The sequence below is a fragment of the Paracoccus tibetensis genome, assembly GCF_900102505.1.
Classification (GTDB): domain Bacteria; phylum Pseudomonadota; class Alphaproteobacteria; order Rhodobacterales; family Rhodobacteraceae; genus Paracoccus; species Paracoccus tibetensis.
The window spans coordinates 18,284-32,676 of sequence record NZ_FMVT01000013.1 but is presented as its reverse complement, the minus strand read 5'-3'; the positions used below and the strand labels follow the sequence as shown (position 1 = coordinate 32,676).

At 66.8% G+C, this 14,393-nt stretch carries 13 protein-coding genes; 11 read left to right on the top strand and 2 right to left on the bottom strand.

The window, feature by feature from the left end; translation table 11 throughout:
- Positions 1 to 14 precede the first annotated feature (14 nt).
- The 11 genes from BLP73_RS16010 (at position 15) to BLP73_RS15960 (ending at position 11,820) form a co-directional block, all read left to right on the top strand.
- Positions 15 to 1,538 carry an ABC transporter substrate-binding protein gene (locus BLP73_RS16010; RefSeq protein ID WP_090747025.1) on the top strand — a complete coding sequence of 508 codons (1,524 nt, stop codon included), beginning with the start codon at positions 15 to 17 and terminating at the stop codon, positions 1,536 to 1,538.
- A 69-nt stretch (positions 1,539 to 1,607) separates the two neighbouring features.
- Entirely contained in the window at positions 1,608 to 2,531 is a 924-nt protein-coding gene (locus BLP73_RS16005; RefSeq protein ID WP_090747022.1) for an ABC transporter permease, read from the top strand.
- Positions 2,532 to 2,535: 4 nt separating this feature from the next.
- Positions 2,536 to 3,372 (top strand): ABC transporter permease, encoded by an 837-nt coding sequence (locus tag BLP73_RS16000; RefSeq protein ID WP_090747019.1) that lies wholly within the window; start codon positions 2,536 to 2,538, stop codon positions 3,370 to 3,372.
- Positions 3,369 to 5,096, top strand: a complete 1,728-nt coding sequence (locus BLP73_RS15995; protein WP_090747016.1) for a M14 family metallopeptidase — start codon at positions 3,369 to 3,371, stop codon at positions 5,094 to 5,096. The genes BLP73_RS16000 and BLP73_RS15995 overlap by 4 nt, the downstream gene beginning before the upstream one ends.
- 53 nt (positions 5,097 to 5,149) lie before the next feature.
- The gene (locus BLP73_RS15990; RefSeq protein WP_090747013.1) at positions 5,150 to 6,043 is read left to right on the top strand and encodes a LysR family transcriptional regulator; all 894 of its coding nucleotides are present in this window, start codon (positions 5,150 to 5,152) and stop codon (positions 6,041 to 6,043) included.
- 93 nt (positions 6,044 to 6,136) lie between these two features.
- On the top strand, positions 6,137 to 6,970 hold the full coding sequence (locus tag BLP73_RS15985) for a putative hydro-lyase (RefSeq protein ID WP_090747009.1): 834 nt from the start codon (positions 6,137 to 6,139) through the stop codon (positions 6,968 to 6,970).
- 28 nt (positions 6,971 to 6,998) lie between these two features.
- A complete protein-coding gene (locus tag BLP73_RS15980) occupies positions 6,999 to 8,030 on the top strand; it encodes a TRAP transporter substrate-binding protein (protein WP_090747007.1) in 1,032 nt (343 codons plus the stop codon).
- 4 nt (positions 8,031 to 8,034) lie between these two features.
- Positions 8,035 to 8,580 (top strand): TRAP transporter small permease subunit, encoded by a 546-nt coding sequence (locus BLP73_RS15975; protein WP_090747004.1) that lies wholly within the window; start codon positions 8,035 to 8,037, stop codon positions 8,578 to 8,580.
- Positions 8,577 to 9,857, top strand: coding sequence for a TRAP transporter large permease (locus BLP73_RS15970; RefSeq protein ID WP_090747002.1), 1,281 nt, complete (start codon positions 8,577 to 8,579; stop codon positions 9,855 to 9,857). Before BLP73_RS15975 ends, BLP73_RS15970 begins: the two co-directional genes overlap by 4 nt.
- A gap of 14 nt (positions 9,858 to 9,871) precedes the next feature.
- Positions 9,872 to 10,540 (top strand): DUF2848 domain-containing protein, encoded by a 669-nt coding sequence (locus BLP73_RS15965; protein WP_090746999.1) that lies wholly within the window; start codon positions 9,872 to 9,874, stop codon positions 10,538 to 10,540.
- Positions 10,537 to 11,820: an amidase family protein gene (locus BLP73_RS15960; RefSeq protein WP_090746996.1), complete on the top strand. Its 1,284-nt coding sequence runs from the start codon at positions 10,537 to 10,539 to the stop codon at positions 11,818 to 11,820. Before BLP73_RS15965 ends, BLP73_RS15960 begins: the two co-directional genes overlap by 4 nt.
- A 975-nt stretch (positions 11,821 to 12,795) precedes the next feature.
- On the opposite strand, the gene BLP73_RS15955 is transcribed toward BLP73_RS15960, so the two are convergent.
- Positions 12,796 to 13,392, bottom strand: a complete 597-nt coding sequence (locus BLP73_RS15955) for a dihydroxyacetone kinase subunit L (protein WP_217630705.1) — start codon at positions 13,390 to 13,392, stop codon at positions 12,796 to 12,798.
- Positions 13,389 to 14,384: a dihydroxyacetone kinase subunit DhaK gene (locus tag BLP73_RS15950; protein ID WP_090746989.1), complete on the bottom strand. Its 996-nt coding sequence runs from the start codon at positions 14,382 to 14,384 to the stop codon at positions 13,389 to 13,391. The genes BLP73_RS15955 and BLP73_RS15950 overlap by 4 nt, the downstream gene beginning before the upstream one ends.
- Between the last annotated feature and the right edge of the window lie 9 nt (positions 14,385 to 14,393).

Genomic DNA, 14,393 nt, shown 5'->3' with positions numbered 1-14,393 from the left:
CCCGGAGGTTTGCAATGAACAAGAAAACGCTTTCCACCACCGCCATGGCGCTGCTCCTGTCGGCCGGCCTTGCGCTGCCGGCTGCGGCCCAAGGCACGCTGACCGTCTCGTCCCCGCAGGATCCCGGCAGCTGGGACCCGATCGACACGTTCCTGGTCAACTGGGCCTCGGTCGCGACCAACATCTATGACGGGCTGACCTATCGCGGCCCTGACATGGAGCTGGTTCCGGCCCTTGCCACGGGCTGGGAAGAGCTGGACGAGGGCACGCGCATCCGCTTCACCCTGCGAGAGGGCGTGACCTTCCACAACGGCGAGCCCTTCAACGCCGAGGCCGTCAAGTTCACCTTCGACCGCCTTCTGGGCGACGAGGGCGCGGCGGGCCCGCAACAGTCGAACTACACCTCGATCGACAGCGTCGAGATCATCGACGACTACACCGTCGATTTCCATCTTGGCGCGCCCGACCCGGTGCTGCTGACCAAGCTGGCCGGCTACGGCGCGATGATCGTGCCGCCGCAATATGCCAGCGAGGTCTCGGAGGAAGAGTTCAACCTGAACCCGGTCGGCACCGGCCCGTTCAGCTTCGTCTCCTACGAGCCGCGCATCGGCATCAATCTGGAAGCCTTCGAGGATCACTGGGGCGGCGCGCCGCAGCTTGCGAACCTGAACTATCGCTTCATCACCGAGCCTTCGACCGCCGTGGCCGAGCTGCAATCGGGCGGCGTCGATCTGGTCATCCCGCCGACCATCCCCATCGGCATGATCTCGACCATCGAGCAGGATCCGCGCCTGTCGGTCGTCTCGACCCCCGGCCCCACGGTCTACTCTCTGCGCTTCAACACCCGTGACGGCATCACGGCCGATGAACGCGTGCGCCGCGCGCTGATCATGGCCGTGGACCGCGACACCATCGTCGAGGCGATCCTGGGCGGCGAGGCCAGCGTCATCGCCTCGCTTCAGGGCGAGCTGTCCTTCGGCTTCGATCCGGCGCTGGAGCCGCTGCCCTATGACCCCGAGGCCGCCCGCGCGCTGCTGGCCGAGGCCGGCGTCGCGCCCGGATCGCAGGTGCAGATCGACATCCGCGGCAATGACGCGACCTTCAACGAGGTGGTGCAGGCGATCTCGGCCTATCTGGCGCAGGTGGGGATCACCGCCAGCATCCAGCCCTACGAGACGAACGTGCTGCTGAACGACATCATCCCGCAGGGCCGGACCGGTGCGATGTTCCAGCAAAGCTGGGGCGGCTGGACCTTCGATTACGACAACACCGCCTATTCGATGTATCACAGCGGCGAAAAGTGGAACCCCTATGACAGCGACCCGGAGCTGGACGCGCTGCTGGAATCGCAGCGCCCCATGACCGACCGGGACGCGCGCGAAGAGGTGCTGCACGAGATCGCACGCTACACCGCCGAGCGGGCGCTGGAGATGCCGATCTACAACCTGAACGCCATCTATGCCGTCAGCGACCGGGTGCAGAACTTCGTGCCCGCCCCCGACAGCCGCCTGCGCCTGACCGACGTCACCGTCGAGTAAGCGCCGCGACCGCCGGACCCCCGCCCCCCACGCGGCGCGGGGTCCGGCACCAAGCCAGAAAGGGACAAGATGACGGGTTTCCTGTTCAAGCGGCTGCTTCAGGCCGCCTTCGTCGTGATGGTCGTCACGCTGATCGTCGCATGGGCCGTGCGTCTGACGGGTGATCCCGCGCTGATGCTGACCTCGGGCTCGGCCAACGTGACCGAGGCGGACCTTGCGCGCATCCGCGAGGGCCTCGGCCTCAACGAGCCCTTCCTGGTCCAGTATTTCAACACGCTGGCCGGCCTCTTCACCTGGGATTTCGGCCGCAGCTTCGTCGGCGGCACGCAGGTCTCGCTGCTGATCGCCAGCGCGCTGCCGGCAACGCTTGCGCTGGCCTTCGCCTCGATGGCGGTGGCGATCCTGATCTCGATCCCGCTCGGCATCCGGGCGGCGGTCTCGCGCGGGAAATGGGCCGACCAGCTGATCCGCATCACCTCGCTTATCGGGCTGTCCTTTCCGAATTTCTGGCTGGCGACGATGCTGGTCCTGATCTTCTCGATCACGCTGCGCTGGCTGCCCCCCTCGGGAATGAGCGGCTGGCAGAGCTTCATCATGCCCGCGCTGACGATGGGCGTGATCCTGACGGCGACGAATGTCCGCCTTGTCCGCACCACCATGCTGGAGGTGCTGCAAAGCCAGTACATCATGGTCGCCCGCGCCAAAGGGCTCAGCGAGCGCACGGTGCTTTACAAGCACGCCCTGCGGAACTGCGCGATCCCGCTCATCACCTATATGGGCCTGCAATTCGGCGGGCTGCTGGGCGGTGTCGTCGTGGTCGAGCGGGTGTTCAACTGGCCCGGCATGGGTTCGCTGGCCTTCGACGCGGTCGCGGCGCGCGACTACCCGGTGCTGCAATCGGTCATCATGGTGCTGTCGCTTCTGATCGTCAGCGTGAACCTGCTGGTGGACATCGCCTATGGCCTTGTCGATCCGCGCATCCGGACGGAGTGAGCCCATGGACCAGACGAAATCCCGCTTCCTCTCGCTTGATTTCTTGTTGGGCGCCGGCCTTCTGGGCCTGATCTGCACCGCCGTCCTGGCCTCGGGCTGGCTGTTCCCGAATGTCGGCGCCATCGACCTGACCGCCCGGCTGGTGCCACCCTTCGCGCGGGCCGACCATATCCTCGGGACCGATCCCCTGGGCCGCGACGTGCTGGCGCGCGTGGTGGCGGGGGGCTGGATCTCCTTGCAGGTGGGGGTCCTGTCGGTCGCGGGCTCGGTCATGCTTGGCGTGATCGTCGGGCTGGTCGCGGGCTATTACCGCGGCATCTGGGACGTGATCGTGATGCGCTTTGCCGATGTGCAGCTGGCGCTGCCCTTCATCCTTCTGGCCATCACCTTCATTGCGATCATCGGCGGCAGCCTGACCAACACCATCATCCTGCTCATCGTCTCGCAATGGGTGCAGTATGCGCGGCTGGTGCGCGCGCAGGTGCTGGCGCTTCGGGACCGCGAGTTCATCCTGGCCGCCCGCGCCATCGGGGTGAAGGACCGCCGCATCCTCTTCAGCCACCTGCTGCCGAACCTTCTGGGGCCGGTCGTGGTGCTGATGACGCTGAACGTGGCGAACAACATCCTGCTGGAGAGCAGCCTGACCTTCCTCGGCCTTGGCGTCGATCCGACGATCCCAAGCTGGGGCGGAATGCTGGCCGACGGGCGGACCTATCTGCAAAGCGCGTGGTGGGTCAGCGTCTTTCCGGGCCTTGCGATCCTGCTGACCGTGCTGGGCCTCAACCTTCTGGGCGACTGGCTGCGCGACACGCTGGACCCGACGGGACGGACCGGACGATGAACACGCTTCTCACCGCCGCCCCGCCCCGCACGCTGGACCGACTTCTGGCCGAGGCCGGGGCCGGCCCGTATGCCCTGTGGTGCTTTGACGACCGCGCCGCGCGGCAGGCGGCCGAAGCCGCCTTGGCCGCCCGCGGCGTCTCGACGCATATCCGCAGCGCCTACAAGCCGCTGCTGCACGCCTTCCTTGAAGAGATCCCGCTTGAGGGCCTGACCGAGGCGGCCATCACCTATCCTGTCCATCCCGATGCCGACCCCAAGCGGTTCCGGCTGGAGACCTATCCGCTGGCCGCCCTGCTGCCCGATGTGCGGATCACCCTGATCCCCGGCGGGCCGGCGCTGCATTACGATCTGGACCTGACCTACGGTGCGATCACCAAAACGCGCCGCGTCTTTGCCCCGAACCGCCACCATGTCGCGGTCAGCGGCCTGCCGGCCCTCTCGCCCACCGGCTGGATCGTCACCCCCACGCGCGATGAGCGGCTGGAAACCGATCTCGAGGCGCTGTTCGACGCCGCCATGACGGCGCTTGCCGGCCGCGACTGGTCCGGGGCGGACGGAACCCCCGGTCCCTATTTCGACCAGCTGGTCTTCGACGTGACGCTGCCCGCCCGCGACGAGCCGCTTGCGCATGGCGACGAGGTTCTGTCGCTGGCCGAGGCGCTGCACGAGGATCTGTATTTCTCGTCGTTGGAGTATTTCCAGCACATCTCGGGCCGTCCTGCGGGGGATCGTGGGCTGCAACCCGGCCAGATTGTCCCGCGCGTGCGCTGCGGCCCCGAACCGCGCCTCGAGGTCAGGCTGCAGCCCTTCCCGAAGTCCATGCCGGCCGCGCACACCGAGCCCCCTGCGCTGGACATGGCAGGTGCGCCGCTGACTCCCTGCCAGATCGCGGCCAGCCTCGCCTCTCTGGGTGGCGAGGCTTTCACGGCGACAACACGCACCGGCCGCGCCCTCGAGGCGCGCCAGTTCCAGGGGGCCGGCGCGCCCGTCATGATCAGCGCCGGCCAGCATGCGAACGAGACGACCGGCATCGTCGGCGCCCTGCGCGCCGGACGGCGCCTTGCGGCGGAGGGCGCGGCCTTCACCCTCTCGCCTCTCGAAAACCCTGACGGCTACGCGCTGCACCAGGCGCTGATCGCGGAAAACCCCCGGCACATGCACCACGCCGCCCGCTACACCGCGCTTGGCGACGATCTGGAATACCGCGAGGAGCAGGGCATCCTCTACGAAAAAGCGATCCGCCACGAGGCCGAGCGTCGTTCGGGTGCGAAGCTGCACATCAACCTGCACGGCTACCCGTCGCACGAATGGACGCGGCCGCTGTCGGGCTATGTGCCGCGCCATTTCGCGATGTGGACGCTGCCCAAGGGATTCTTCCTGATCCTGCGCCACCACCCGGACTGGGCCACCCAGGCAGAGGCGCTGGTCGATGCGGTCACCTCTCACTTGGCCGCCATGCCCGGCGTTCTTGAGGAGAACGCCCGCCAGATCGCGCTTTACGAGGCGCATGCCGGCGAAACGGGCTTCCAGATGATCAACGGCTTTCCCTGCTTGATCGGGGCGGATGCGCGCCACCGCGTCCCGGTGACGCTCATCACCGAATACCCCGACGAGACGATCTACGGCCCGGCCTTCGTGCAGGGCCAGACGGTGCAGATGGAGACCGTTCTGGCCGCCCGCGCCGCCTGGCAGCGCCTGCACCGCCCGGCCGCGATTGCCTGAGGCACAGGCGGGGGCCGCTTGACGCCGCCCCCGCCCGCGTTCCAGATCGCGCCATGTTCGGCTTTCGCGACATCGAGATCATCCGCGCCATTGTGCGCCACGGGGGCTTTCGCGCCGCCTCGGACGGCCTGGGGCTGGCGCAATCGGCCATCTCGCGCCGGGTGCGCCACCTCGAGGACCGCATGAAGATCGCCATCTTCGAGCGGGACGGGCGCGGCGTCCGCCTGACCGCCGAAGGCCGGCGCCTCTGCGACGAGGCCGAGCTGCTGGTCGCCCAACGCGACCGCATCCTCGAGGAGCTGACGCAGAACGTGATGGCCGGCGTCGTGCGCCTTGGCGTGGCCGAGACGATGACCCATACCGTGCTGCCGCGCATGCTGACCGCGCTGCGCGCCCGCCACCCCGAGCTGCGCTTCGAGATCTCGGTCGAGACGTCCGAGCAAATGGGTGCCCAGCTGGCGCAGGACGGGCTGGACGTCGCGATCATGCTGCGCGATCAGGCCCCGCGCGGGATCAACATGACGCCCCTGCCCCCCGTCAGCCTGGGCTGGTTCGGCTCTCCGGTCCATTTCGCGGTGCCGCAGCCGGCGGGCATCGACGTGCTGGCCGCGCTGCCCATCGTCTCGTTTCCCAAGCGCACGACGCCGCATCGGCAGGTGGTGCAGCTTCTGTCCTCGGGGCGGCGGATGCCGGTGGCGGTGCATGGCTCGGCCTCGCTGGCGACGGCGCTGCACCTTGTCAGCCAAGGCTTCGGCATCGGCACCATCCCCCACGACATCGTCCGCTCCTGGCCTCATGCGGGGCTTGAGGAGATCGCCGTCCGCCCAGAGGCACGCCTGCCCGACCTGGAATTCGCGATCTGCTACGTGCCCGACCGCAACGAGAAGATCGGCCGCGAGGTGACCCGCGCCGCGGTCGAGGCCGCGCAGCCATGCCCCCTCGAATGATCGCGCCAGAAGATCATTATCGACATCAAGTGAGTTGTTGATCAAATCAGTCCGGCCCGGTCACAATGTCCTCAAGCAAGACCCGGGGTGTGCATGAACCAGCTTTCCCAAGACCTTCGCGACCCGGCGACGCTGCGCCGCCTGATCCGCAGCGGCGGCCATGACGGACCCACCGCCGGGCTGTGCGGGGACGCGCTGCAAGCCAACCTCGTCATCCTTCCCGGCGCCGAGGCTGCGGATTTCCTGCGCTATTGCCAGCAGAACCCTCGCCCCTGCCCGCTGCTGGCGGTGGGCGCGCCTGGCGATCCGGCGCTGCCGACCCTGGGCCGCGACATCGACATCCGCACCGACGTGCCGCGCTACCGCGTCTGGCGCGACGGCGTTCTCGAGGCGGAGCCGACCGACATTTCGGACTGGTGGCGCGATGACATGGTCAGCTTCCTCATCGGCTGCTCGTTCAGTTTCGAGGATGCGCTGATCGCCGCCGGCATTCCTGTGCGCCACTCGGCCGCCGGGCGGAACGTGCCGATGTACCGCACCAGCCTCATGACCCGCCCCGCCGGACGCTTCGGCGGCCCGCTGGTCGTCAGCCTGCGCGCCATGCCCGCCGCCGACGCGATCGAGGCCGTCAGGATCTGCGCGGACTTCCCGCTGGCCCATGGCGCACCCGTCCATCTGGGCGATCCCGCGCTGATCGGGATCGCCGATCTGGACGCACCCGATTACGGCGATCCGCCGGTGATCGAGCCGGGCGATCTGCCCGTTTTCTGGGCCTGCGGGGTGACGCCCCAGGCCGCAATCGAGGCCGCGCGCCCCGCGCTGGCCCTGACCCACGCGCCGGGCCACATGCTGGTCACCGACATTCCGGCGGCGCGGGCCGAACGCATCCTGACCAGCCCCGGGACGGGCCCCGGTCGGGCGATCTGAACAACAAGAAACCAACAGGAGAGAACCCATGAAAAAGACCATCGCCATCCTGATGACCGGCAGCGCGCTGGCCGCCCCCGCTTTGGCCGAAGAGCTGTCGGTCGTGGGCAGCTGGTCGAACCTGCCGCTTTACCAGCAGTTCGAGACCGTCTTCTGGAACGAGCGCCTGCCCGAGCTGACGGACGGCCAGATGACCGCCCAGCTGACCAGCTTCGACCAGATGGGCATCGCGGGCGCGGACGTCTACCGCATGCTGGGCGACGGCGTCTTCGACGTGGGCGCCACGGTTGCCGACTATACGGTGGGGGACGCGCCCGAACTGGAAGGCCTGGACGTTCCCCTGATCGCCACTGACGCCGCCGAGGCGCAGGCCATGGTCGAGGCCGCCCGCCCCATGGTCGAGGACATCATGCGCGACCGCTTCGGGGCGCAGGTGCTGGGGATCGCCCCCTATCCGCCGCAGGTCGTCTTCTGCCGGGGCGATGTCGCCTCTCTGGCCGATCTGCAGGGCAAGAAGGTCCGCGGCTCGGGCCGGATGACGACCAAGCTGCTGGAAGCGCTCGGGGCCGAGGGGATCAACATCGCCTTCTCCGAGGTCCCTGGCTCGCTCGAGCGCGGCGTGATCGACTGCGCGGTGACCGGCGCGGGTTCGGGCTATTCCGCCGGCTGGTGGGAGGTATCGGACCACCTGCTGACCCTGCCGCTTGGCGGGTGGGACCCGGTCGTGATCGCGATGAACGCGGATCGCTACGACGCGCTGACGGCCGAGCAGCAGACGATGCTGACCAGCGCCGTGGCCGAGGGGCTGGAGGCCCCCGCCTGGCAGGCCGCCCAGGGCGGGCTTGAAAACGACATCGCCTGCCTGACGGGCGATGCGTCCTGCGAGGGCAGCCGCGCATCGATGACCGTGGCCCCGGCCAGCGAGGACGACATGGCGCGGGCGCGCGAGATCCTGGTGGCCGAGGTTCTGCCGGACTGGGCCTCGCGGGCGGGCGGCGATTGGGCGGCGCGCTGGAACGAGACCGTCGGCCAGACGGTCGGCCTGACCATCGACCGCTAAGCCCATGGCCGATCACATCCTTGGCGCGCTGCGGCGCGCCAACAGGGCCGTGGCCCTGATCCTGGGCGTCGCGCTGATCCTGACGGTCGCCTTCATCCTGACCGACGTGGCGCTGCGGGGCCTTGGCCTCGGCTCGCTCGGCGGCTCGGACGAGCTGTCGGGCTATGTCATGGCGGCCGTCGCCAGCTGGGGGCTTGCCTTCGCCCTCTTGGAACGGGCGCATGTCCGCATCGACGTCATGCGGCTGAAGCTGCGGGACACGGGCCGGGCTGCGATGGACATTCTGGCGATGATCGTCACCAACGGCGTCGTCCTGCTGATCGCCTTTCAGTGCTGGCCGGTCCTGCAAAAGACGATCGAGCGCGGCTCGCGCGCCAACACGCCCTTGGAGACGCCGCTGTGGATTCCGCAGGGCATCTGGTTCGCGGGCTGGCTGTGGTTCGCCCTGAGCGCCACGATCATCACGCTGGTCGCACTGTCCTATCTTCTCGCCGGGCGCCGGGACGCGCTGGACGCCACCATCGGCATCGGATCGGAGGTCGAGCCATGATCTGGACCGTCGCCATCTCTCTGCTGGGCCTGATGGCCCTCTCCATTCCCGTGGGGATCGTCCTGTTCCTGCTGGGCATCGGCGTCGCGCAGTTCTATTCGGCCTTTCCGCTTCTGCGCGGGATGGGTCAGATGATCTGGTCCTCGTCGGCCTCCAGCACGCTGATCGCCATCCCGCTCTTCGTGCTGCTGGGCGAGATCCTTGTGCGCGGCGGCGTGGCCGAGCGGACGTATGCCGCGCTGGACAAGTGGCTGTCCTGGCTGCCCGGCGGGCTGGTCCACGCAAACATTGCGACCTCGACCATGTTCTCGGCCACGTCCGGGTCCTCGGTCGCGACCGCCGCGACCGTCGCCACCGTCGCCATGCCGCAGGCCGAGCGGCTGAACTACGATCCGCGCCTCTTTTCCGGCGCCATCGCGGCGGGCGGCACGCTTGGCATCATGATCCCGCCCTCGATCAACCTGATCGTCTACGGCTTCCTGACCGAGACCTCGATCCCGCAGCTGTTCCTGGCGGGGCTGATCCCCGGCCTGCTGCTGGCGCTGGCGTTCGTCGTCGTGACGGCGCTGATCTGCATCGTCCGCCCGGCGCTCGGCGGCCCCTCGCGCAGCTTCGAGTGGTCCGAGCGGATGCGCAGCCTTGGCCAGCTGCTGCCAATCGTCGCGCTGTTCACGGTGGTGATCGGCTCGATCTATGCGGGCTGGGCGACGCCCACGGAATCGGCGGCGATCGGGGTCGCGATGGCGGCGGTGATCGCGGCGTTCGGCGACGGGCTGGGCCGCCGCGCCATCATCGAGGCGCTGGAGGGCACGATCCGCATCTCGGCCATGATCATGCTGGTCATCGTCGGCGCCTATTTCCTGAACTTCGCCATGACCTCGGCGGGGCTGGGGCGGCAGCTGTCGGACCTGATCGGCGGCTCGGGGCTGTCGCCCTTCGGCACGCTGATGCTGGTCATCGCCCTCTACATCGTGCTGGGCTTCTTCATCGAGACGCTGGCCCTGATGGTCGCGACCATTCCCATCATCGTGCCGATCATGGCGGGCCTTGGCTATGACAAGGTCTGGTTCGGCATCCTGTTGATCGTGCTGGTGGAAATGGCGCTGATCACGCCGCCCGTGGGGCTGAACCTCTTCGTCGTGCAGGGCGCGCGGAAGCGCGGATCCATCAACGACGTCATCATGGGCGTCATCCCCTATGTCTTCGTCATGGCCCTGATGGTGGCCGCGCTGATCGCGCTGCCGGGCCTTGCGCTGTGGCTGCCCTCGGCCTTCTGAAAGGATTTTCCGACATGAACTTCACCTGCAACGGCGCGGCCGTGGACATCGCCATCCGCCACATGGTCGTCGCCGGCTGGACCGGCCGCGACGCCGCCGCCATCCAGCACCATATCGAGGAACTGGCCGCCATCGGCGTCACGCCCCCCTCGGCAACGCCGCTCTACTACCGGGTGGCCGCGGGGCTTCTGACCCCGTCGGCCCGGATCGAGGCCGTCGGCCCCGACAGCTCGGGCGAGGTCGAGCCGCTGATCGTCCAGTCGGGCGGGCGGCGCTGGCTGGGCCTCGGCTCGGACCACACCGACCGCAAGCTCGAGGCCCATTCGGTCGCCTTGTCCAAGCAGGTCTGCGCCAAGCCCTGCGCGCCCGAGCTGTGGGAGTGGGGCAGCGTTGCGGACCGCCTGGAAGAGATCGAGCTGGAGAGCTGGATCGACAAGGGGTTGGGCTGGCAGCCCTATCAGTCCGGCACGCTCGCCGCGATCCGGCCCCTGACCGACCTGATCGCGGGCGCCGACTTCGACGCGCTGGCGCAGGATGGCGGCGCTGCGATGATGTGCGGCACCTTCGGCGCCAAGGGCGGCGTGCGCCCCGCCGCGCGCTTCCGCATGGAGATGCGCGATCCTTCGAGCGGCCGCAGCATCGCTCACGAATATGCCACCGATACCCTGCCCGAGGTCGCATGACACCCCTTCTGCTCCGCGTCACGGACGCGCTGGACCGGGCCGAGGCGCTGCCGGATCGCGGCGCGATCTTCACCCAGCTGGACCGTCCCCGCATTTTGGCCGAGGCGCAGCGCCAGCAGGCCCGCGCGGATGCAGGCGAGGATCTGTCCCTCTACGGGATGCTGATCTCGGTCAAGGACCTCTTCGACGAGGCGGGGCAGGTCACCGGGGCGGGCTCGCGCCTGCTGGCGGACCGTGCGCCGGCCGAGGCGGACAGCACCGCAGTCGCGCGTCTGCGGCAGGCGGGGGCGGTGATGTTCGGGCGGACCTCGATGTCCGAGTTCGCCTATTCCGGGGTCGGGCTGAACCCGCATCACGGTACGCCCTCCAGCGTGCTTGTGCCGGGCGGGATCCCCGGCGGTTCGACCTCGGGCGGGGCGGTGAGCGTCGGGCTGGGGCTGGTGGATGCGGCCATCGGCACCGATACCGGAGGATCGCTACGCATTCCCGCGGTGGCCAACGGCCTGTGGGGGATGAAGCCCAGCCAAGGTCTCGTGCCGGACAGGGGCGTGCATCCGCTGGCGCCCAGCTACGACACGCCCGGCCCCATGGCCCGCGATGCCGAAACTTTGCAGCGCGTGCTGTCGGTCATGGCAGGCCGTCCGATTATCGCGCCGCCCGCCGGTCCGCTGACACTGGCGGTCCCGCATGGCGCCTTCACGAATGATGTGTCTGCGGAGATAGAAGCCTGGTTCTCCGCCGTAACGAAGCGGCTTCGTTCAGCCGGGCACCAGTTGCAGCCGGTCGACATGACGCCAATCGGCGACAGGATCGGCTTGAACCGTATTATCGTCGCGGTCGAGGCTCATCGCCACTATGCTGCAGATCTTGACCGGCTGGAAAAGGTAGGCGACCCCCGCGTGCTGTCGCGTATCCGCTACGCGGAGACGCTGTCGCTTCAGCAGATCGAAAATGCCTACGGCGAACGCGCCGAGATGGTCAAACTGTTCCGGCAGCGGATGGAAGGACATGATGCTCTGGTAGCTCCGGCGCTTTCGGTGATGCCGCCCACCATTGCAGAGGTCGAGGCCGACTTTGACCGTTTCAATGCCGCGATGCTGCGAAACACGTCGCTCATCAACCTGGTCGACGGGTGCGCCATCGTTCTTCCGTCGGATGTTTCCGTTGCGCCCTGGTCGCTGACGATGCTCGCTGGCGTTCACGGCGCCGATGCCGAGCTATTTGCAGCCTGCAGGTGCATCGGTCGTGGAGACGCCGTCGATAAAAATGGGGCTGAGTAAGTTCACGCCAGAATTACCTCGCCTCAGTCTATGTCTCTCAGCGGCCGCATCTGGCTGTCGCGCAGTGTAGCCTGCCATGGCATTTCGAGGTGCGGTGTCGCAGCTGGCGGCCCAAGTCGTCAAGATAGGATCAGAATGATCTGCTTGCAGCGATCTTGGGCCTTTATCGATCCGACACATGCGTGAGCGCAAAAGTGTAGCTGATAGTGAGCTGCGCGATCTGAATTGTACAAGGCTGCGCTGCAACCTGCGACCGCTGCCTGCTTCGGTAGAAGCAACTCAACAACCCGCCGGACCGTGGCGCGCGACTGTGGCGCTCAAAGCGATGACATCAAAAGCAACTGCCCAACTTGCTCGTCGCTGCAGCTCCCATGCTGTCTAGCGCGCCCTCCTGCAAACTTTGTGCCATGATAAACCCGTTGGGCAGCAGTCACTCAAGTCTCAATGCATAGCAGCAACGCTCAGCGTCCTCGGAAAGTAGGCGACGCGAAGAGTTACGCGCGCGGAGATCTACTTCGCAATAGGCACAGCACTCCGGCAACGGAGTCGCCTCAGTCCAGCGATTTCACACGTGCGCCGACGTGCGCAGTTAGCGTTTCAGGTTTGATCTGATCGTCGCTGGCACGGCCACCCTCGTTAAAGACCACATGGACGCATGCTTTTATCCGTGGTCAACGCGCAGGCCGCCAACATGATACAGGTTTCAGGTGCCTAACCTACTGGCGTGCTCGATGTGGTTTGGAAGCATTCTGTCAACGTATTGTTGGACCCGCGTCCCTTGGGGACCTAGAAGGCCTGCAGCCACCCAGACAACGGTCGAGCACTTGGGCAATAAGGTTGCATGTAGAGCCCAACTTCCGACCGGAAAGTAGTGAAAAAGGCTTAACGTGCGGCATTTCGGAAGTCGCAATGGCAAGTTGCCCATTGAGGTCTCGAACTGGCCATGGGAAATCCCCAGTCAAGCGGCCTGCACATTTAGCGAAGACCCTCGGTCATGACGACAAGCGCAAGCTGGCCGGGATCGGGCAGGCCCTTTGACTTCTCGGCGAAGATCCGCGCCCGGCCCGCCTGGTTCTGCCTGTTCCGGAAGGTCTCGACCGTATCCCTCGCTGCCGCAATCGCCGTATCGAGTGCGGCGCTGCTACCTTCCTGCAACGCCTTCGCCTGTGCATCGATGCCATCAAGCACCGTTTTCTCCCCGAGCGACGACTTGCCCCGAGCAAGCATGGCGTCACGCGCAAGCGAGAGCAGGCCGGCGATCTCGGAGCTGTCGAGGCTTGTCCGCCCTTTCGTTTCCTTTGCAGCCGCCATGAGACCCGTCGCAACAAGCGTGCCAAAGGACGAGGACGAGACACTTTGGAACGTCTTCGCCATCTCGTAGAACGCCTTGCCGACATCTTCCGGCAGATCGAGCGTGGCACAAGCATCGAAGCCTTCGGAGACGGTGATCCCAAGGTCGCCATCTCCGAGCTGCGCGTCGGCGGCGCAAAGCTCTTCCCGCTTGCTCTTGGAATGGGCGGCTACTCTTCTGAGCGCCGACTTCAAGTCGCTGGACGTGATCTGCATCTTCATACCTTCCAGAACGCGCAGTTTGACGGCGCGCGCAGCAACACTTCCAGCTCATCATCGAGCTTCAGGATGCTCAGCGTCGCCCCGGTCATCTCCATGGAGGTCGCGTAGCGCCCCACGAGCGGCATCACGATTTTCACGCCCAACTCAGCGAGCCTGGCTGCCAACCGCCGATACAGGATGTAAAGCTCTTCGAGAGGCGTGGCGCCCAGAGAGTTCACCAGAACCGAGACACGGTCTCCGGCGGTCAGCGGCCGGTCCTTCTGGAGCGTGTCGAACATCTCGTCGAGGAGATCGTCGGCCGACTTGATCGGCCCCTTCCAGACGCCGGGCTCTCCGTGGATCCCCATTCCCATCTCCATCTCGTCATCCGCGATCGTCGAGGTGGGCTTGCCGAGCTGCGGGATGATGCAGGGAGTCATCGCCATTCCCATGGAGACGACATTGTCCGATGCCTTGGCTGCGAGGCGTGTTACCTCGTCCAGGTCCGCCATCCGCTCGGCCGCGGCGCCCGCGATCTTGAAGGCGTAGATCATGCCGGCAACGCCACGTCGCTTCTCTGCCTCATCCAGGGAGGCTGAGACGACATCATCCGCCACGGCATGGGACCTGGTGCGGATGCTGTCCTCGAAGTCGACCATTTCGGCCGCCATGTCAAAGTTCATGACATCGCCGCCGTAGTTCCCATAGAGACACAGCACCCCTGCCCCGGCATCTACGGCACGGATCGTCTCGGCCATCTGCTCAGCGGAAGGGCTGGCGAAGACGTTGCCGATGGCGCAGCCATCGAGCAGTCCGTTCCCGACATAGCCGGTGAAGACCGGGAGGTGACCGGAGCCACCCCCCGTGACGATCCCGACCTTTCCCGGCTTCTTCTCGCCTGCCCTGACGATCACCCTGTGAGCATGCGCGCGGTAGATTTCGGGATGCGCAGCAACCAAGCCATCAAGCATCTCGTCGACGTAATTCTGCGGATCGTTGAGTATCTTTTTCATGCGGGCACC

Bases quoted from the DNA above. Each gene is read 5' to 3' on its own strand.
- BLP73_RS16005 (WP_090747022.1), top strand. From the start codon at position 1,608: ATGACGGGTTTCCTGTTCAAGCGGCTGCTTCAGGCCGCCTTCGTCGTG.
- BLP73_RS15995 (WP_090747016.1), top strand. From the start codon at position 3,369: ATGAACACGCTTCTCACCGCCGCCCCGCCCCGCACGCTGGACCGACTT.
- BLP73_RS15985 (WP_090747009.1), top strand. From the start codon at position 6,137: ATGAACCAGCTTTCCCAAGACCTTCGCGACCCGGCGACGCTGCGCCGC.
- BLP73_RS15950 (WP_090746989.1), bottom strand. From the start codon at position 14,384: ATGAAAAAGATACTCAACGATCCGCAGAATTACGTCGACGAGATGCTT.
- BLP73_RS15975 (WP_090747004.1), top strand. From the start codon at position 8,035: ATGGCCGATCACATCCTTGGCGCGCTGCGGCGCGCCAACAGGGCCGTG.
- BLP73_RS15960 (WP_090746996.1), top strand. From the start codon at position 10,537: ATGACACCCCTTCTGCTCCGCGTCACGGACGCGCTGGACCGGGCCGAG.
- BLP73_RS15970 (WP_090747002.1), top strand. From the start codon at position 8,577: ATGATCTGGACCGTCGCCATCTCTCTGCTGGGCCTGATGGCCCTCTCC.
- BLP73_RS16000 (WP_090747019.1), top strand. From the start codon at position 2,536: ATGGACCAGACGAAATCCCGCTTCCTCTCGCTTGATTTCTTGTTGGGC.
- BLP73_RS15955 (WP_217630705.1), bottom strand. From the start codon at position 13,392: ATGAAGATGCAGATCACGTCCAGCGACTTGAAGTCGGCGCTCAGAAGA.
- BLP73_RS15980 (WP_090747007.1), top strand. From the start codon at position 6,999: ATGAAAAAGACCATCGCCATCCTGATGACCGGCAGCGCGCTGGCCGCC.
- BLP73_RS15990 (WP_090747013.1), top strand. From the start codon at position 5,150: ATGTTCGGCTTTCGCGACATCGAGATCATCCGCGCCATTGTGCGCCAC.
- BLP73_RS16010 (WP_090747025.1), top strand. From the start codon at position 15: ATGAACAAGAAAACGCTTTCCACCACCGCCATGGCGCTGCTCCTGTCG.
- BLP73_RS15965 (WP_090746999.1), top strand. From the start codon at position 9,872: ATGAACTTCACCTGCAACGGCGCGGCCGTGGACATCGCCATCCGCCAC.